This is a genomic window from Sphingomonas sp. C3-2 (assembly GCF_033025475.1).
Lineage (GTDB): Bacteria > Pseudomonadota > Alphaproteobacteria > Sphingomonadales > Sphingomonadaceae > Sphingobium_A.
Genome location: NZ_CP130322.1, coordinates 1491065 through 1508496, shown reverse-complemented (window position 1 = coordinate 1508496; position 17432 = coordinate 1491065). Strand labels below are relative to the sequence as shown.

The 17432-nt window shown below is 65.4% G+C and carries 17 protein-coding genes; 14 read left to right on the top strand and 3 right to left on the bottom strand.

Translation table 11 applies throughout. The annotated features are described in order from the left end of the window. Positions 1–15: 15 nt before the first annotated feature. From QYC26_RS07325 to QYC26_RS07305, 5 genes are all read left to right on the top strand, one after another. Complete coding sequence (locus QYC26_RS07325; protein ID WP_317514734.1) at positions 16–2097, top strand: TonB-dependent receptor plug domain-containing protein; 2082 nt, start codon at positions 16–18, stop codon at positions 2095–2097. 85 nt (positions 2098–2182) lie between these two features. Next, complete coding sequence (locus tag QYC26_RS07320; RefSeq protein ID WP_317514733.1) at positions 2183–4120, top strand: prolyl oligopeptidase family serine peptidase; 1938 nt, start codon at positions 2183–2185, stop codon at positions 4118–4120. Between the two features lie 58 nt (positions 4121–4178). Further along, positions 4179–4556 carry a YbaN family protein gene (locus QYC26_RS07315; protein WP_317514732.1) on the top strand — a complete coding sequence of 126 codons (378 nt, stop codon included), beginning with the start codon at positions 4179–4181 and terminating at the stop codon, positions 4554–4556. A gap of 71 nt (positions 4557–4627) precedes the next feature. After that, positions 4628–5080 (top strand): nuclear transport factor 2 family protein, encoded by a 453-nt coding sequence (locus QYC26_RS07310; RefSeq protein ID WP_317514731.1) that lies wholly within the window; start codon positions 4628–4630, stop codon positions 5078–5080. 12 nt (positions 5081–5092) lie between these two features. Continuing rightward, complete coding sequence (locus tag QYC26_RS07305) at positions 5093–5536, top strand: nuclear transport factor 2 family protein (protein ID WP_317514730.1); 444 nt, start codon at positions 5093–5095, stop codon at positions 5534–5536. A 294-nt stretch (positions 5537–5830) separates the two neighbouring features. Here the strand turns inward: QYC26_RS07305 and QYC26_RS07300 are convergent, their stop codons facing one another. After that, positions 5831–6487, bottom strand: a complete 657-nt coding sequence (locus QYC26_RS07300) for a TetR/AcrR family transcriptional regulator (RefSeq protein ID WP_317514729.1) — start codon at positions 6485–6487, stop codon at positions 5831–5833. Between the two features lie 111 nt (positions 6488–6598). Between QYC26_RS07300 and QYC26_RS07295 the strand changes: the two genes are divergently transcribed. Genes QYC26_RS07295 through QYC26_RS07280 form a run of 4 tightly spaced genes read left to right on the top strand, consistent with a single transcriptional unit; the run spans position 6599 to position 10885 of the window. Then, the gene (locus QYC26_RS07295) at positions 6599–7363 is read left to right on the top strand and encodes an SDR family oxidoreductase (protein WP_317514728.1); all 765 of its coding nucleotides are present in this window, start codon (positions 6599–6601) and stop codon (positions 7361–7363) included. 20 nt (positions 7364–7383) lie between these two features. Further along, positions 7384–8634 carry a sulfotransferase gene (locus QYC26_RS07290; RefSeq protein WP_317515022.1) on the top strand — a complete coding sequence of 417 codons (1251 nt, stop codon included), beginning with the start codon at positions 7384–7386 and terminating at the stop codon, positions 8632–8634. Continuing rightward, positions 8631–9665 carry a zinc-dependent alcohol dehydrogenase gene (locus QYC26_RS07285; RefSeq protein ID WP_317514727.1) on the top strand — a complete coding sequence of 345 codons (1035 nt, stop codon included), beginning with the start codon at positions 8631–8633 and terminating at the stop codon, positions 9663–9665. Before QYC26_RS07290 ends, QYC26_RS07285 begins: the two co-directional genes overlap by 4 nt. Further along, positions 9662–10885: a DUF1214 domain-containing protein gene (locus QYC26_RS07280; protein ID WP_317514726.1), complete on the top strand. Its 1224-nt coding sequence runs from the start codon at positions 9662–9664 to the stop codon at positions 10883–10885. Before QYC26_RS07285 ends, QYC26_RS07280 begins: the two co-directional genes overlap by 4 nt. A 30-nt stretch (positions 10886–10915) precedes the next feature. On the opposite strand, the gene ung is transcribed toward QYC26_RS07280, so the two are convergent. Then, positions 10916–11614 (bottom strand): uracil-DNA glycosylase, encoded by a 699-nt coding sequence (ung, locus tag QYC26_RS07275; protein WP_317514725.1) that lies wholly within the window; start codon positions 11612–11614, stop codon positions 10916–10918. A gap of 146 nt (positions 11615–11760) precedes the next feature. Here ung and QYC26_RS07270 point away from each other — a divergent pair, with 146 nt between their 5' ends. The 3 genes from QYC26_RS07270 to QYC26_RS07260 all read left to right on the top strand — a co-directional run bounded on the left by QYC26_RS07270 (position 11761) and on the right by QYC26_RS07260 (position 14551). Continuing rightward, positions 11761–12120: a hypothetical protein gene (locus tag QYC26_RS07270; protein WP_317514724.1), complete on the top strand. Its 360-nt coding sequence runs from the start codon at positions 11761–11763 to the stop codon at positions 12118–12120. 82 nt (positions 12121–12202) lie between these two features. Further along, positions 12203–13075 (top strand): crotonase/enoyl-CoA hydratase family protein, encoded by an 873-nt coding sequence (locus QYC26_RS07265; protein WP_317514723.1) that lies wholly within the window; start codon positions 12203–12205, stop codon positions 13073–13075. Between the two features lie 63 nt (positions 13076–13138). Continuing rightward, entirely contained in the window at positions 13139–14551 is a 1413-nt protein-coding gene (locus QYC26_RS07260; protein ID WP_317514722.1) for an amino acid permease, read from the top strand. A gap of 50 nt (positions 14552–14601) precedes the next feature. Here QYC26_RS07260 and QYC26_RS07255 read toward each other — a convergent pair whose 3' ends face one another. After that, a complete protein-coding gene (locus QYC26_RS07255; RefSeq protein ID WP_317514721.1) occupies positions 14602–14955 on the bottom strand; it encodes an RcnB family protein in 354 nt (117 codons plus the stop codon). Between the two features lie 187 nt (positions 14956–15142). Here QYC26_RS07255 and QYC26_RS07250 point away from each other — a divergent pair, with 187 nt between their 5' ends. Both QYC26_RS07250 and QYC26_RS07245 read left to right on the top strand, forming a co-directional pair. After that, entirely contained in the window at positions 15143–16354 is a 1212-nt protein-coding gene (locus QYC26_RS07250; RefSeq protein WP_317514720.1) for a parallel beta-helix domain-containing protein, read from the top strand. After that, a complete protein-coding gene (locus tag QYC26_RS07245; protein WP_317514719.1) occupies positions 16351–17379 on the top strand; it encodes an SO2930 family diheme c-type cytochrome in 1029 nt (342 codons plus the stop codon). Before QYC26_RS07250 ends, QYC26_RS07245 begins: the two co-directional genes overlap by 4 nt. The last annotated feature ends 53 nt before the right edge of the window (positions 17380–17432 follow it).

The window sequence follows — 17432 nt, the reverse complement described above, 5'->3', positions numbered from 1 at the left end:
CGATGAGTTTGTTGGATGTACCCTGTTGTGACCCGCCGGGTTTCGGTCTCCCTCCTGGCCCTTGCCGCCGCGCTGCTGCCCGTTCAGGCCCATGCCGACGAGGGCGGCGATATCATTGTGACCGGCGCCGGGCTGGAGAGCCCGATCGGCGATGCCGCCTATGACATTATCGGGATCGATCGGGCGCGGCTGACCGGCAGCGCGAGCGGGCGGATCGAGGATGTGCTGCGCGACGTGGCCGGGCTGCAGCAGTTCCGCCGATCGGACAGCCGCGGCGCGCATCCCACCAGCCAGGGCGTGACGCTCCGCGGGCTGGGAGGCAATGCGTCGAGCCGCGCACTCGTTATCCTCGACGGGGTGCCGCAGAGCGATCCCTTTGGCGGTTGGGTAAGCTGGCCCGCCTTTGCTCCCGGCCGGCTCGAGCGCGCGCAGGTGACGCGCGGGGGCGGCAGCGGCGCGGCCGGGCCCGGCGCGCTGGCGGGCGTGATCGAACTGTTCAGCGCGGGGCCCGATACGCTGGGGCGGGTGAATGCGGGCATCGCCTATGGCAGCCGCGATTCCCTGGCGGCCGACGCGACGCTAGCGGCGCGGCTGGGCGGTGGCTTTGTGACTCTTGGCGCCGATTATGCGCGCGGCGATGGCTATATTCCCGTGACGCGCGACAGCCGCGGGCCGGCAGACCGCGCGGCCCCCTATGAGCAGGCGAGCGTTGCGCTGCGCGCGGTGGTGCCGGTGGGCGAGACGACCGAGCTGCAGGCGAACATGACGGGCTTTACCGACCGGCGCGAACGCGGGCTGGCCTTTAGCGACAATGGCAATGACGGCGCCGATGCGAGCATGCGGCTGGTGGGGCGCGGTGCATGGGGATGGTCTGCGCTGGGCTATGTCCAGTTCCGCCGCTTCACGAGCATGACCGCGAGCGTCAATGCCGGGCGGGTGACCGCAAACCCGGTGCTGGACCAGTATAATGTCCCCTCCACCGGGCTGGGCGCACGCGTCGAGCTGCGCCCGCCACTGGGCGAGGATATCGAATTGCGGTTGGGGAGTGACTGGCGCCGCGTCGACGGGCGCACCAAGGAATTCTACCAGTTTGCAAACGGCGTGCCGGCGCGGATGCGCGATGCGGGTGGCCAGTCCGACACGCTGGGCGGCTTTGCCGAACTGTCCGCCGTGCTGGGCGGGGGGCTGACGCTGACCGGCGGCGGGCGGATCGACCGCTGGTGGATTACGGGCGGCGCGCTGGAAGAAGGCGCGATCGGTACCGGCATCTTCACGCGGACGAATTATGCCGATCGCGCGGGCTGGGAGCCGACCGGGCGGCTGGGGCTGGCCTATGCGGCGGATGACAGCCTGACGCTGCGCGGTGCGATCTATCGCGGCTGGCGGCTGCCGACGCTCAATGAGCTTTATCGCCCGTTTCGTGCGGGGGCGGACGCGACCGGCGCCAACGCCGCGCTGAAGCCCGAGACGCTCTGGGGTTATGAGGCCGGGTTCGACTGGCGCCCCGCCGAAAGCGGGCGGATCAGCGTCACCGCATTCGACAACCGGCTGCACGATGCGATCGCCAACGTCACCGTGGCGCGCGGCCCGGGAACCTTCCCGGGTGTGGGCTTCGTCTCGGCGGCGGGCAGCTATCGCCAGCGCCGCAACCTCGACCGGGTGCGTGCCCGCGGGGTTGAGGTAGACGGCGCGCTGACGCTGGCCGCGTTCCGGCTTTCGGCATCCTATGCCTATACGCATAGCCGCGTGCGCGCCGACGGGCTGGCGGCCGCGCTCGATGGCTTGCGCCCCGCGCAGACGCCCGCGCACATGGCCTCGGCGACCGCGGGCTGGGAACGCAAGGACGGGCTCGGCGCCGCGCTGACGCTGCGCTATGTTTCCGACCAGTATGAAAACGACCTTGGCACGCTGATGCTCGGCGATGCGCTGACGCTTGACGCGCGCGCGGCGGTGCCGGTGATGCGCGGCGTGCTGATCGAGGCGCGGGCGGAGAACCTGACCGGTGCGCGGGTGGAGGCAACGCGCAGCAGCGACAATGTGGTCGAGCGGACGAGCCCGCGCACCTTGTGGCTGGGGGTGCGTTTTTCGGGGCTGTGATCCGCGCTGCTTGACGGGCACGGGAAGGGATGGTCTCTGATCGCAACCGCCGTTCGGCGCCCGCGATGAAAGGACCCCGCGCACCATGTTCCGTACCCTGCTCTGTTCCGTGGCTTTGCTTGCCGTTGCCGCGCCGGCGCTGGCACAGCCCGCTGCCGAGGTTGCCGTTCGCCAGCAGGGCGGGGCCACGCTGCAGAACGTGCCCGCGATCCCGGCCGATGTCGCCGCGGCGGTGCAGCGTTTTCAGAACAGCCGCGGGGCGACCTTCCAGGACTGGCTGCCTGACGGCGCGATGCTGGTGTCGACGCGGTTCGGCGCGACCGAACAGCTCCACCGCGTGGCGGCCCCCGGCGGCGCACGCACCCAGATCAGTTTCTACAGCGAGCCCGTTTCGCGCGCCAAGGTGATCCCCGGCACCGACCGGTTCGTGCTGGTCCGAGACACGGCGGGCGATGAATGGTTCCAGCTGCACGCGCGCGGGCTGGCCGGTGAATCGACGCAAATCACCGAGACGGGCACGCGCAATGGCGCGCCCGTTTTCTCGAAGGACGGCAGCCTGATGATCTGGTCGCGCGCGACCAAGGGCGCCAGCGGCTATGCGCTGCTCGCCACCGATCCGCGCAATCCGGGGGCGCCGCGCGTGGTGCATCAGGCGACCGGCGCGATCGAGCCCGCCGCGATTTCGGCGGACAAGAGCCGGATGCTGTTCATGCGCAGCCTGTCCAACCGCGAAAGCCAGATTTTCGAGCTGGATCTGGCATCGGGCAAGGTGACGCGCATTGCGCCCAAGGCACCGCCCGCGCGCTATGACTCGGTGCAGTACGGGGCGCGTGGCGGAATCCTTGCGATTTCCGACCGCGACAGCGATCTGCGCCGGCTGGTCGAAATCGACCCCAAGAGCGGTGCCGAGCGCGTGCTGACACCGGGGCTGAAATGGGAGGTCGAGGAGTATGACGTGAGCGCCGATGGCCGGGTGCTCGCCTATGCGATCAACGAGGACGGCTATTCGCGGCTGGTGGTGCAGGATCTGGTGACGCGCCGCGCGCTGCCGCAACCCGAACTGCCGCGCGGCGTGCTCTCGGGGCTGAAATTCGCGCCCGATGGCTCCAGGATCGGCCTCAGCCTCTCCACCCCGGTTTCCGCAGGCGATATCTGGAGCTGGGATGTGAACGAGGGCCAGCTTGTCCGCTGGACCCAGTCCGAACTTGGCGACCTTGACGCTGCAAAGCTGGCCGAGCCCGATCTTATCCGCTTCACCTCGTTCGACGGGCTGTCGGTACCCGCGTTCGTCTATCGCCCCAAGGGCGTGGCCGCAGGCGTGAAGACGCCGGTGATCATTGATATCCATGGCGGCCCCGAGGCGCAGACCCGCCCGATCTGGAATTACGGCGCGCAATATTTCGCCGATGTGCTGGGTGCGACCGTGATCCTGCCCAATGTTCGCGGCAGCGAGGGTTATGGCAAGGCATATCTCAACCTCGACAATGGCCCCAAGCGCGAGGATGCGGTGAAGGATATCGGCGCGCTCCTCGACTGGGTGGCGACGCAGCCTGGCCTCGATGCCGATCGGGTCGCGGTCTATGGCCAGTCCTATGGCGGCTATATGTCGCTGGCGGTGATGACCCATTATGCCGACCGGCTGGTGGGCGGTGTCGAGCGCTATGGCATCAGCGATTTCGTAACCTTCCTCAACAACACCGAAGCCTATCGCCGCGATAACCGCCGCGCCGAATATGGCGACGAGCGCGATCCCGCGATGCGCGCGGTGTTTGCAAAGATCTCGCCCATGGCGAACATCGCCCGGATCACCAAGCCGATGCTGGTGATGCAGGGCGCGAACGATCCGCGCGTGCCGCAATCCGAATCCGATCAGGTGGTCGCCAAGATCCGCGAGAACGGGACCGAGGCCTGGTATGTGCTGTTCGCCGACGAAGGGCATGGCTTCCTGAAAAAGCCGAACAATGACCTGCGCCGTGAGGTGGAGACGGTATTCCTCCAGCGCCTGTTCGGCGGGAAGCGCTGAGCGTGCGGCCGGGCGAGGCACGGCTTCGCCCGGCGCTGCACCCGGCCATGATGCGGTGGTGAGGCCTTTCTACCTGGTCCTCGGGCTGTTGCTGGTGGCGCTTGGCGTCATCGGTGCCTTTCTGCCGCTTCTGCCCACGACCATCTTCCTGATCCTTGCCGCCTTCTGTTTCAGCCGATCCTCGGTCCGGCTGGAGAAATGGCTGCACGAGCATCCGCGTTTCGGCCCGCCGATCCTGGCCTGGCAGGAGGAGGGGGCGATCAGCCGCCGGTCGAAGATCGCGGCGTGCACCGGCATGGTCTTCGGCTTCGGGCTGTTCCTTCTCACCGCGCACCCCACGCCCTGGCTGATCGCGCTGGTGGCGCTCTCTCTGCTCGGAAGCGCCTTTTATGTCGTGTCGCGCCCATTGCCGCGGCACGAGCGATCGGAGCGTTGACCATACACGATGTTTGGTGTCTAAACCTGCGAGAATTTGAGGTGCAGAAGCGCCGCGCAGGAGAGGATGCCATGACCGATACGATCGATTTGCCTGAAGCTACCAAGGCCATGCTTGCCGAGCAGGGCGCAGGGGGCGTGAGCGCCGATCATATCCGCCGCGTGTTCGAGGTCTATGGCGATCTGCTGACCGCAGGCGACACCGCGGGCATCGTTGCACTGTTCGCGGCCGATGCGCGCGTGCTCGATCCCATCACTTCGCCCGCGCATGTTGGCCATGACGCGATCCGTGCCTTTTACCAGTCGGGTTTCGACGCGATGGGCGGCGGGATCGAGATGAAGCTGGACGGTGCGGTGCGCATCGCGGGGTCGAACGGCGCCGCCGCCTATATCGCGCGCACGATCAACCATGACACGGTATTTCGGACCGAAACGCTCGACGTGATGACCTTTGACGATGATGGTCTCATCACCTCGATGACCGCCTATTGGGGTGAGTCCAACTTCACGCTCGACAAGGCCTGAGGAGTTATCGCCATGGATATCCAGACGCTGCTCGACGAACGCGCGATCCAGCATCAGCTTTTTGCCGTCGCCCGCGCGATGGACGACCGCGACTGGGGGCTGCTCGATCAGGTGATGGTCGAGGACGCGACCGCCGATCTCGGCCTTGGCCTGATCACCGGGCGCGCCAATATCGTCGCCTTTATTCGCACCTTCCTCGACGATTGCGGGCCGACCCAGCATATGCTTGGCAATATCGTGATCGAGATCGACGGGGATAATGCCAAGAGCTTCGCCTATGTCGACGACCGCCATGCCGGCGCGGGCGACAAGAAGGGCATGAGCTTTGCGTCGGTCGGCGATTACAGCGACACCTGGCGCCGGGTCGATGGCAAATGGTGGCTGATTCACCGCCTCAAGCGCAACCATGCGCATATCGGCAAGATCGAGGTGCTGGGGCCGGGGCCGACGGGCTGAGGCTGACGATGCGCGGATGATCGGTCCAAAGGCCGGTCATCCTGCGATCGCGATGCAATCCGCTTCCCCGAGTGGGGAGAGATCGGGCGCATGTCGCGCCGCGAGGCTAGTCCGGGGAAGGGTACCACGCTCTCGGTGAACCGGGGAACGCCGGAAAACGTGGTGTGCAGCCCGTCTATGCGCCAGCCCGCCCGGTGTCGAGGAGCATGCGGGTGCAAATGACAATGTTTTGCACCGAATTAATTTAGGACTTGCAATGCGCTGCCTGCGACGGGCCCCGCGTGGTCCGTCGCGTCAGTCCCGCATGTTCAGGAAAGAACCGATCTGGTCCGCCATGATCCGGATGCCTTCTTCGGGATCGGCCTTCCAGCGGCGAACGGCGAGGAAATAGCTGACCTGATCGAGCTGGGAGAGGAGGAGAGCCGCGCGCACGCGCATGCTGCGGCCGACCGCGTCGTCCTGCTGGGCGCGGGCGAAGGCGGGGATATGATCGGCCAGCTGGTCGATCAGCGCGGCCTGCGCATCGGCAAGCTGCCAGTAGAAATCGGTTTCGAGCGCCGAGACCTGGGTGAGCAGGATACAGGTCGCCTCGTTGCGCCGATAGATATCCACATAGGCGCGGGTCCATGCGTCGAGCGCCTCGGGCGTGAAGGCGGGCATTGCGACCAGCCGATCGAACAGCTTGCGCCACTGCGGCATGAACTCGGCCGCGATCGCCGAGACGAGTGCGAGCTTGCCGTCGAAATGCGCATAGAAGGTAGCGCGGCTGACCCCGGCTTCGGCCAGAACATCCTCGACCCGGGTATCGACATAGCTTTTGCGCTCGAACACCCGGCCCGCCGCCTCGACGAGACGACGGCGCGTTTCCTCGCGCTGGCGTTCCTGGAGCGCGTTGCGCCCCGGCGCCTTGCGACGCGGCTTTTCGAGTTGCGGTGCGGTTTCGTTTGTCACGCCACTCCCTTCGGTTGTTGTCGTGCCTGCGTCAACGCTGCTTGACAGATGCATGTGCCTATACATAGTGTATGGTCATTAAATCAATATGCTCGGTAGAGAGGATGTAAGATGGCGTCAGGCTGGAAGAACGTGTCCTATGATTTCGCGGGTGCCAATGTTCTGGTGACCGGCGGTACCAGCGGGATCGGTGCCGGAATTGCGGCGGCGTACCGCGATGCGGGCGCCAATGTGACGATCACCGGTACGCGCGGTTCGGCCAGCGAATATGGCGAGGACCTTGCTGGCTACCGCTATCTGCAGCTCGATATCGAAAGCGCGGAATCGATCGACGCGGTGGCGGGGCAGATCGACGCGCTCGACATCCTCATCAACAATGCGGGCTTCGCGCTCCCCTCGCAGGGGTTTGATGAATATGAACCCGAGATTTTCGAGCGTGCGGTGAACATGCACCTCACCGGCGGCTATCGCATGGCGCGCCGCAACCTTGAAAAGCTTGAAAAGTCGACCCTGCCCGGCGGCGCATCGGTGATCGGCATCGCGTCGATGAGCTCGTTCTTCGGGATCGAGATCGTGCCCGGATACGGCGCGGCCAAGACCGGCCTTGTCGGCCTGACCCGCGTGCTCGGCGTGTCCTGGGCAAAGCGCAACGTACGTGTGAACGCGGTTGCCGCGGGGCTGACCCACAGCCGCATGACCGCTGGCACGCTCGCCAATCCCGAATGGTCCGAACCGACGCTGATGCGTACCCCGCTTGGCCGTGCGGGCTTCCCCGAGGATATCGCCGGCGCGGCGCTGTTCCTGACCAGCGACGCGGCCAGCTGGATCGTCGGCCAGACGCTGCCCGTCGACGGCGGCTACACGGTTTCGGGCTGAGGAACGGGGACGTGAACGCAATGTCCAAGACGATCATCCTCGACGATCTCGGCGCGCCCCGGTTAAGCGAGATGCAGGCACAGGCCATTGCGGGCGCGCCCGCGGTGAGCCTGACCAGCGAGGCGGTGCTTGCCGCCGCCACCGCGCAGACAGGGCTCAGCAATTTCGGTGCGCCCGATTTCCGCGAGCGGCTCGACATCTGGATGCGCAGCTTTGCCGCCGATAGCGGGCTGCATGCGCTGGGCCAGGCCACCGTGTTCGGCGAAGCGCTGCGCTATGCCGTCACCCGCCTGCGCTTTGAAGACCTCGTCGCCAAGAACCCCGAAATCGCCGATGTCGAGATCGACCGCCCGATCATCATCGCGGGCCTGCCGCGTTCGGGCACGACGCATCTGGTGAACATCCTTGCCGCCGACCCGCGCCTGCGTTCGATGCAGCTGTGGGAATCGATGGAGCCGATCCCGGCCGCGACCGAGACGGTGACCTGGGACGAGAATGATCCCCGCTTCCAGCGCACCGCCACGATGTGGGGCGGGTTCGAGATGATGGTGCCGCTGATGCCGGCGATGCACGAAATGGCGCCCGATCACGTCCATGAGGATATCGATCTGCAGGGCATCGATTTCTCGTCCTACCTTCCCGAATGGCTGTCGCGCCCGGACGAATGGCGCGAACATTATTACAACCACGATCAGACCCCGCATTATCGCTATGCCCGCCGCGTGCTGCAGGCGATGACCTGGCTGAAGGGCCCCAATCGCTGGGTGATGAAATCGCCGCCGCATATGGAAAACTTGCCTGCGGTGCTGGCGACCTATCCCGATGCGACCGTGATCATCACCCACCGCGATCCGGTGGCGGTGATCCAGTCGGCGATCACGATGATCGCTTATGGCGACCGCATCCGCCGCAAGGATTTCGATCTGCCCGCGCTCGCCGAATATTGGACGGCGCGGATCGAGCGCATGCTGCGCGCCTGCGTGCGCGACCGCGCCAAGCTGCCCGAAGGGCAGGTGATCGACGTGATGTTCCACGAATATATGTCGGATCAGCAGGCGGTGATCGACCGTGTCTATGACCGCGCCGGGCTGGACATGACCGACGCGGCGGCCGCGCGCATTCAGGATTATCTGACCGCCAATCCGCGCGGCAAGCATGGCAGCGTGCAATATGACCTACCGGGTCATTTCGGCGTCGACGTGGCCGCGATGCGTGAACGCTTCGCCTTTTATTACGATGCCTTCCCCGTACGGCAGGAGAAGATCGGATGAATATGGCCAGCACGATCGAGCGCATCTCGGTCCACGGCGTGAACGATGTGCGTCGCGACAGCGTGCCGATGCCCGTACCAGGACCGGGCGACATCGTCGTCAAGGTGGCGGTATGCGGCATCTGCGGCAGCGACCTCGGCTATGCCAAGGCGGGTGGGCTGCCCGTGGGCAATGACGGGCCTTTGCCGCTGGGCCATGAATTTGCGGGCACCATCGTTGCGGCCGGCGCCGATGTGGCCGGGCACAAGGTGGGCGACCGCGTCGTGATCGACCCCACCAACGACGCCAATATGATCGGCGGCGGCGGCGAGGGGGCGTTCGCGCCCTATATCCTCGTCCGCGACATCGCCTCGCATCCGATGGTCTATCCGATGCCCGACAGCCTCGATTTCGAAAGCGGCGCGCTCGTCGAGCCGTTGTCGGTGGCGCTGCACGGCGTGAACCGGTCGGGCGCCAAGGCGGGATCTAAGGTCGTCGTCTTCGGCGCGGGGCCGATTGGGCTGGGCGTCGTCGCGATGCTGCGGTTGCGCGGCGTGACCGACGTCATCGCGGTCGACCGTTCGGACGCGCGGCTGGAACGCGCCAAGGCGCTGGGCGCCACGCTGACGCTCAACCCCGATCACGGTGATATCTGGGAAGCGATCGGCAACGCCCATGGCAGGTCCAATCTGTACGGCGCGCCGGTGGTGGACACCGACGAGTTTATCGAGGTTTCAGGTGCCGGGCCGGTCATTCCCCAGATCATCGCCAATGCGCGTTTCCACGCGCATCTGACCGTGGTCGCCGTCCATCACGCCGATGTGCCGGTGAACTTCGCCTGGCTGCTGGGCAAGGAAATGCAGATCACCATGGCGATGGCCTATCCCACCGAATTTGGGGAGGTGCTGGGCATTCTTTCGCGCGGCGAGATCGATACCGCGCCGCTGGTCAGCCACCGTTTCGACTTTGCCGAATTCGACACTGCCTTCGCCCTGGCCGCCGACACCGAAAAGGCCGCCAAGATTCTTATCCGATTTGGAGACGCCGAATGACCGACGCTGCATCCGAACGCCTGCTTTCCGGCCGTGCATGGGACGATTTCTGCGATATGCTGCGCAATGCCGGGCACATGATCGACGCGTTCGGCGACGATGTGAACGACCGCGACCGCGTGGAATGGTATCGCTTCATGACGCGCCTCGTGCGCAACGGCTTTGAGCGTTTCGTCGAAAATGGCGAAGTGACCCGGCCGCGCCTGCGCGACACGCCGTGGCGCCAGAGCATCAACTTCCAGTCGCCCAATCAGGACCATCTGCTCGCCGAATTCGTCGACGGATCGCTCGAATACCGGATCACCGGCAACCGCGGCACGCTGCCCTATTTCGTCATCTGCGCCTGGCGCGCGAACCAGCCGGCGGATATCGGCGAACGTGACTGGGCTGCCCGCGGCGTGGAAGGGCTGAAGGAATTCGATCCCGCGCTGCTCAACACCACCGGCATGATCCAGAGCGACTCGATCACTTTCGACGCCGACGGCAATTTCGAGGTGATCGTTTCGCAGAACAAGCCCGCGGACGGCACGGCATGGCTGCCGATCACGCCCGATTGCGTCGGCCTGCTGGTGCGCACCGTCTATGACGACCGCGCCAACACCATTCCGCCGACCATGACGCTCGAACGCCTTGACGGCGCGGCACCGCAGCCGATCGACGGCCGCCATATGAGCGAGGCGCTGGCCAAATCGGGTCAGGTGGCGCTGGGCTATGCCGAACTGGTGCGCAGCTGGTGGCAGGACAATCTATCGAAGCGGCCGAACCGCATCCGCTTTTCGCGCGCGGTGTATCTGAGCAATGGCGGCGTGCCGGATCGCCATCACGGCTTCGGCACCTGGGACCGCGCCGAGGACGAGGCGCTGGTGCTGCGCTTCACCCCGCCGCAGAGCGATTTCTGGATCTTCCAGCTGTGCAACATCTGGCAGGAAAATCTCGACAACTACGAAGAGGGCCAGGGACATGTGACGATCGCGACGGCCAAGCCGCTCGACGATGGTTCGATCCTGATCGTGATCGCGCCCGAAGACCCGGGTCTGGGCGGCAACTGGGTTGACCCCTACGGACTTGTCCATGGCGGGATGAGCCTGCGCATGATCAAGCCCGCGGGCGATCCGCCGCCGGTGCATCTGCACCGCGTGAAGCTCGCCGACCTGAAGGCGAACGGGCTCGCCGGCCTGAAGCCCGAGGATGCGATTGTAAGCGGCGAGATCAGCGACTGATCTTGCCGGGGAGGCGTGACGCCCGGTCGATCAGGCGCTTTCGGGAGTGTCCGGAAGCGCCCAATCGATCGGCGTCTGCCCATGTTCGGCCAGAAAGGCATTGGCCTTCGAAAAATGGCGGCAGCCGAAAAAACCGTTATGCGCCGAGAGCGGCGACGGGTGCGCCGCCTTCAGCACCAGATGGCGCGTCGGATCGACAAAGGCGGCCTTGCGCTGCGCATAGGCCCCCCAGAGCAGGAACACGACAGGTCGGTCGAGCGCGTTCACCTGTTGGATGATCGCATCGGTGAATTTTTCCCAGCCCTTGCCCTGATGCGAGGCGGCGCGTGCCATCTCGACGGTCAGCACGCTGTTGAGCAGGAGCACACCCTGCTGCGCCCAATGTTCGAGAAAGCCGTGCCGCGCGCGCGGCAGGCCGAGATCGGCCTCCATTTCCTTGTAGATGTTGACCAGCGACGGCGGCGTCTTCACCCCCGGCCGCACGCTGAAGCACAGCCCATGCGCCTGTCCTTCGCCATGATAGGGGTCTTGCCCGAGGATCACGACCTTTACCTGATCGAGCGGGGTGAGATCGAGCGCGCGGAAATATTCGCTGCCGCGCGGGAAGACCTGCTTTCCGGCAGCCTTCTCATCGACCAGAAACTGCTTGAGCGTGTGCATATAGGGGCTGTCGAACTCCCCCTTGAGCGGCGTTTTCCAGCTTTCGTGCAGTCGGATCGTGTCGGTCATGCGCCGACTTGTCGGCAAGCGCGCGGCATTCGTCAACTTTGCCGGGCGCTTCCAGCGCCGAAATCGACGAGATGTGGCCTAAGCCATTGTTCAAGATCAAAATTGCTGGGAGAGAGGGGCTGTGTAGCACTAGCGGAGATGAACAGATGACGATGGGCCGGAAGATTACGTGGGGTGTGACGGTCAGCATGATGGCGGCGGCGTTGATCGCCCCGGCAAGCGCGGTCGCCCAGCGCGAAACGATGCTGCCGGTGGTGAAACTTGCGGGTACGCTGGACGCTGCCGGGCGGCTGTGCGGCGATTATAGCGATGCCGATCTGCTGAAGCGCAAGCAGCAGCAAAAGGCCGCCGCGGCGGCGCAGGGAATTTCGGCGGCGGAGTTCGAGACCCATTTCAAGGCTGCACACGACAAGGCGAAAGCGCAGCTCTTGGCGGTTACGCCCGCGAAAAAGACGCAGGCCTGCCAGCAGTTGCGCGCGATGGCGGGAGCATCGCTGCCGCGTTGACCGGGTTGCGCGCCGCCGCGCCGGGCATAGGATGCACCGGCGGGCGGCAGGCAGACCGCCCCGACAGGGGAGGGATGTGCAAATGCCCGAATTCTCGACCATCAGCACCGATATTGAAGACGCGATCCTGACGATCACGCTCAACCGGCCCGACAAGCTGAACGCCTTTACCCGCGAGATGATGCACGAACTGATCGCGGCATTCGACCTGGCCGATGCGGACGACGCGGTGCGCGCGGTGATCGTGACCGGCGCGGGGCGTGCCTTTTGTGCGGGCGCAGACCTGTCGGCCGGCGCCTCGACGTTCGATTATGAAAAGCGTGCCGGGTGGAATCCCGAGGCTGTGGGTAACAGCGCATATCGTGATGGCGGCGGCATGTTGACACTGCGCATCTTCAACTGCCGAAAGCCCGTGATCGCCGCGATCAATGGCCCGGCGGTGGGCATCGGCGCGACGATGACGTTGGCGATGGATTTCCGGCTGGCGAGCGAGGCCGCTCGCATTGGCTTCGTCTTTTCGCGGCGCGGGATCGTCCCCGAAGCCGCGTCGAGCTGGTTCCTGCCGCGCATCGTCGGCATCGGGCAGGCGCTGGAATGGGTGTATTCGGGCCGGGTGTTCGACGCTGCCGAAGCCGAACGCGGGGGGCTGGTTCGCGCGGTGCATGGGCCCGACGATCTGTTGCCCGCCGCGCGCGCCTTTGCCCGGTCGCTGACCAATGACACCGCACCGGTTTCGGTGGCGTTGGCGCGTCAGATGTTGTGGCGGATGATGGGCGCGAGCCACCCAATGGAGGCGCACCGGCTGGAAAGTCGCGCCATGTATTCGCGTGGTCGCAGCAATGACGCGAAGGAGGGAATAACCGCCTTTCTGGAAAAACGTGCGTCCGCTTATCCCGATCGCGTCTCGGCGGACATGCCGCATTTCGCGCCCTGGATGGACGATCCGGACTATTGATGCCCCCTCTCGACGTGTGTGGGAGCGCGCGTTTATCCTCGTCGTTTGAATCAGAGGGGTCGCATGAACAAATTATTACGCCGCAAGGCGATCTTGACGGGGGAGGATCAGCCGCACGAGCACCGCATGACGCGCTCGCTCTCTTGGCCGCATCTCGTGGCACTGGGCGTGGGCGCGATCGTCGGTACCGGTATCCTCACGCTGATCGGTGTGGGAGCGGACCGCGCCGGGCCCGCCGTGCTTGTTTCCTTTGCGATCGCAGGCGTCATCTGCGCCTGCGCCGCGCTCGCTTATGCCGAAATGTCGACGATGATGCCCGCGGCGGGCAGCGCCTATACCTATAGTTACGGCGTGTTGGGCGAAGTATTCGCCTGGGTGGTCGGCTGGAGCCTCATTCTCGAATATTCGCTGGTGGTGTCGACCGTGGCGGTGGGCTGGTCGGGCTATGCCGCGCCGCTTCTGGAGGCGTGGATCGGTTTTCCGATGGCGCTGGCGCAGGGGCCCGAACTGGGCGGTATCGTCAACCTGCCCGCGATCTTCATCATCGCGGTGGTGGCTGGCCTCCTGATGCTGGGCACCAAGGAAAGCGCGACGCTGAACGCGGTGCTCGTCATCGTGAAGATCGCGACGCTCGCGCTGTTCGTCGCGGTGGCGCTGCCGCATTTCAACGCGGCCAATCTTGAACCCTTCATGCCCTTTGGCTTTGCCAAGCATATGAACCCCGATGGCGTCGAACGCGGCGTGATGGCGGCGGCGGCGATCATCTTCTTCGCCTTTTACGGTTTCGACGCGATCTCGACCGCGGCGGAGGAGACCAAGAAGCCCGAACGCGATCTGCCGATCGGCATCGTCGGGTCGATGTTCCTTTGCACGATCATCTACATGGTGGTGGCGGCAGCAGCGGTGGGGGCGCTGCCCTTCCTGCAGTTCGCCAACAGCCCCGAACCGCTGGCGCTGATCCTGCGCCAGATCGATCAGGCGGGGGTTGCGACCGTTGTCGCGGCGGCGGCGGTGATCGCCTTGCCGACAGTGCTGCTTGCGTTCCTGTACGGGCAGAGCCGCATCTTCCTTGTCATGGCGCGCGATGGTTTCCTGCCGCCCGCGCTCGCGCGGATTTCGGCCAAGCGCGGCACGCCGGTGCGGATCACGCTGATTACCGCGCTTTTCGTGTCGATCATCGCCGGGCTGGTGCCGCTCGACGAGATCGCGGCGCTTGCCAACTCGGGAACGCTGGTCGCGTTCATCGCGGTATCGGTGTGCATGCTGGTGCTGCGTCGGCGCGATCCGGGGGCGCATCGCCCGTTCCGCACGCCAGCGGCATGGTTCGTCGGCGGCGTTGCCATTCTCGGCTGCCTCTATCTGTTCTTCAGCCTGCCGACGAAGACGCAGCTCTGGTTCGTTTATTGGAACCTGGCCGGACTGGCCGTCTATCTGCTTTATGGCATGAAGCGCAGCCTGGTCGGCAAACAGGCCTGACCCCGTAAAACCGAGGGCCCCGGAGCGATCCGGGGCCCTTCGTCAAGAGATCAGCGGAACACGCCGTATTTCACATTGGCGACATGGTTGCCCTTATAGGCGACCAGTACCGCATCATTGCCCGAGCGGACCCATTGATGGCCGCGCGGTGCTGCATTCAGCCGGTAGGCGCGGGGGTTCTTGATCACGCGGTAGTTGTGCGCATGCCGCTGATCGAACCGGTCGCCTTTCTTCCAGTTGCGGAAATCGACCTTCTTGTTGGGCGCGCGGTGATCGTGGCGCTGTTCGACGCGGTCGTGGCGCTGTTCGGTGCGATCGTGGCGGTCACCGCTCTGATAGGGGGCTGCCAGTACCGGGGTTGCGAGTAGCGTGGCGGCGAGGCTGGCGATGATGAACTTTTTCATGGTGACTTACTCCTTTACTCCGCCACGTGGCGTTGAGGAGAAAGTGCGCGCCAACTGTCGCACAACTTTGTCAGAACCCCCGGAAAATTGTCGCGAATTGTAAGCGCGTGCTCGTCGTTGACATTCATGTAAGCGCGCTTCATCCCTAGGCGAGGACAAGCCCTGGCAGAAACAAGGGGTGCTGAGGATGAAGCTGAACGGCACGGTGGCGCTGATGGCGCTTGGCTGCGCGACGATCGCGGGCCCGGCTCAGGCAAAGATCATCTCGGTGGAGGCGGGCGCGGATGCGCAGGAGCGCCTGCAGACCGCCCTTATCGAGGCGGAACCGGGCGATGTCGTCCAGATCGGTGCGGGGCGCTTCGACCTGACCGATGGGCTCTCGCTCGATGTGGGCAAGGTCACCGTGCGCGGCGCGGGGCCGGATGCCACGGTGCTCAGTTTCAAGGGACAAAAGGCTGCGGGCGAGGGGCTGCTCGTCACCTCGGACGATGTCGTGCTGCGCGATTTCGCGGTCGAGGATTCGAAGGGCGACGGGATCAAGTCCAAGGGCGCCGACCGGATCGTCTATCACAATGTCCGTGTCGAGTGGACCGGCGGGCCCAAGGCCACCAATGGCGCCTACGGCGTCTATCCGGTGGAATCGACCGATGTGCTTGTTGACGCGGTGACCGTGAAGGGCGCGTCGGATGCGGGCATCTATGTCGGCCAGTCGAAGAACATCGTCGTGCGCAATTCGAACGCGATGTTCAACGTCGCCGGGATCGAGATCGAGAACAGCTACAACGCCGACGTCCACAACAACCGGGCGACGCGCAATACCGGCGGGATCCTTGTTTTCGACCTGCCCAACCTGCCGCAGATGGGCGGGCACAGCGTGCGCGTGTTCAACAATGACGTGGCGGAAAACGACACGCCCAATTTCGCCCCCAAGGGCAATATCGTGGCGAGCGTTCCGATGGGCACGGGCGTGATGGTGATGGCCAATCGCAACGTCCATGTGTTCGAGAACCGCTTTCGCGGCAATGCCACCGCCAATGTGATGGTAATTGCGTACAAGCAGGCGTTCGACGACAAGAATTACGATCCGCTCGCCCGCGATATCGTGGTGCGCAACAACCATCATGGCCGGGCCGGGTGGGCACCGGGGTTCGATGGCGGGGCGCAACTGGCAGCGGCATTCGGCGGCAGCCTGCCGCCAATCCTGTGGGATGGCACGGGCGCGGGCAAGGCGGTGCTCCAGGTGCGTGAGGACGTGCCCGTGCTCTCGCTCAACCTGAAGCGCCCCGATTCCCCGATGACCGAGGCACAGCCCGCGCGGGTCGACCTGTCCGCCGGCGCTCCGTTGGCCGAACCGATCGCGGTCGTGCTGCCGGCGGCGATGGAGGCCGCGATCCGGTGATCCGCCCGCTTGCGCCGCTCTTTCTGTGGCTGGCACTGGTGAGCGCCAGCCCGTCGCTGGGCGTGGCCGATGCGGTGATCACGGGCGATGCGCTGCCGCAGCGCCTGTCCGAATATCGGTTCTTTCTCGACGCGGCGGCGACGCAGCCCAATGCGCGGGTTGAGCCCTATACGCTCAATACCCCGTTGTTTTCGGATTATGCGGAGAAGTTCCGGTTCATCTATGTCCCACCGGGGCAGAAGATCGGCTACCGGGCGGACGGCGTGCTCGATTTCCCCGTGGGCAGCGCGCTGATCAAGAGCTTTGGCTACCCCGCCGATATGCGCGCGCCCGACCGTGATGTGCGGATATTGGAGACGCGCGTGCTGCTGCGCCGGGCGAACGGATGGATTGCGCTCCCCTATGTCTGGAATGCCGAGCGGACTGAGGCGGTGCTGCGCCGGGGCGGCACGCGCATCGATGTGCAGTGGACCGATCTGAAGGGCGCACGGCGCGCGATCAGCTATGCGGTGCCCAACCAGAACCAGTGCAAGGAATGCCACGGCGCGGCGGGGGCGATCATTCCCATCGGCCCCCGGGCGCGCAACCTGAATGACGGGCGGCGGCTCGAGCGGCTCTATGCACGCGGCCTGCTCGATGCCGTGCCTGCCGATGCCCCCCGCCTGCCGCGTTGGGACGACCCGGCATCGGGCAGCGTGGACAAGCGCGCGCGCGCCTATCTCGACGTCAATTGCGCGCATTGCCATAGCCGCGCAGGCGCGGCAAGCAATTCGGGGCTGTTCCTCGGCTATGACGAACAGGACCGCGTGGCTATTGGCGTGGGCAAGCGGCCGGTGGCGGCCGGACGCGGATCGGGCGGGCTCGATCTCGACATTGCGCCGGGGCATCCCGACCAGTCGATCCTTCTTTACCGGATGAACACGGCCGAACCGGGGATCGCCATGCCCGAAGTGGGGCGTGCGACGGTGCATGACGAGGCGGTTGCGCTGATGCGTGAGTGGATCGCCACGATGCCCGCTTCCTGAGCACCTGCCCCTGAACGAAGGCCCTTGCCGAGACCGCGCCTGAGGTGTTGATG

What these genes read in the sequence shown, in the direction of transcription:
- QYC26_RS07325 (WP_317514734.1), top strand. Translation starts at nt 16, where the DNA reads ATGTACCCTGTTGTGACCCGCCGGGTTTCGGTCTCCCTCCTGGCCCTT.
- QYC26_RS07320 (WP_317514733.1), top strand. Translation starts at nt 2,183, where the DNA reads ATGTTCCGTACCCTGCTCTGTTCCGTGGCTTTGCTTGCCGTTGCCGCG.
- QYC26_RS07310 (WP_317514731.1), top strand. Translation starts at nt 4,628, where the DNA reads ATGACCGATACGATCGATTTGCCTGAAGCTACCAAGGCCATGCTTGCC.
- QYC26_RS07305 (WP_317514730.1), top strand. Translation starts at nt 5,093, where the DNA reads ATGGATATCCAGACGCTGCTCGACGAACGCGCGATCCAGCATCAGCTT.
- QYC26_RS07295 (WP_317514728.1), top strand. Translation starts at nt 6,599, where the DNA reads ATGGCGTCAGGCTGGAAGAACGTGTCCTATGATTTCGCGGGTGCCAAT.
- QYC26_RS07290 (WP_317515022.1), top strand. Translation starts at nt 7,384, where the DNA reads ATGTCCAAGACGATCATCCTCGACGATCTCGGCGCGCCCCGGTTAAGC.
- QYC26_RS07285 (WP_317514727.1), top strand. Translation starts at nt 8,631, where the DNA reads ATGAATATGGCCAGCACGATCGAGCGCATCTCGGTCCACGGCGTGAAC.
- QYC26_RS07280 (WP_317514726.1), top strand. Translation starts at nt 9,662, where the DNA reads ATGACCGACGCTGCATCCGAACGCCTGCTTTCCGGCCGTGCATGGGAC.
- ung (WP_317514725.1), bottom strand. Translation starts at nt 11,614, where the DNA reads ATGACCGACACGATCCGACTGCACGAAAGCTGGAAAACGCCGCTCAAG.
- QYC26_RS07270 (WP_317514724.1), top strand. Translation starts at nt 11,761, where the DNA reads ATGACGATGGGCCGGAAGATTACGTGGGGTGTGACGGTCAGCATGATG.
- QYC26_RS07265 (WP_317514723.1), top strand. Translation starts at nt 12,203, where the DNA reads ATGCCCGAATTCTCGACCATCAGCACCGATATTGAAGACGCGATCCTG.
- QYC26_RS07260 (WP_317514722.1), top strand. Translation starts at nt 13,139, where the DNA reads ATGAACAAATTATTACGCCGCAAGGCGATCTTGACGGGGGAGGATCAG.
- QYC26_RS07255 (WP_317514721.1), bottom strand. Translation starts at nt 14,955, where the DNA reads ATGAAAAAGTTCATCATCGCCAGCCTCGCCGCCACGCTACTCGCAACC.
- QYC26_RS07250 (WP_317514720.1), top strand. Translation starts at nt 15,143, where the DNA reads ATGAAGCTGAACGGCACGGTGGCGCTGATGGCGCTTGGCTGCGCGACG.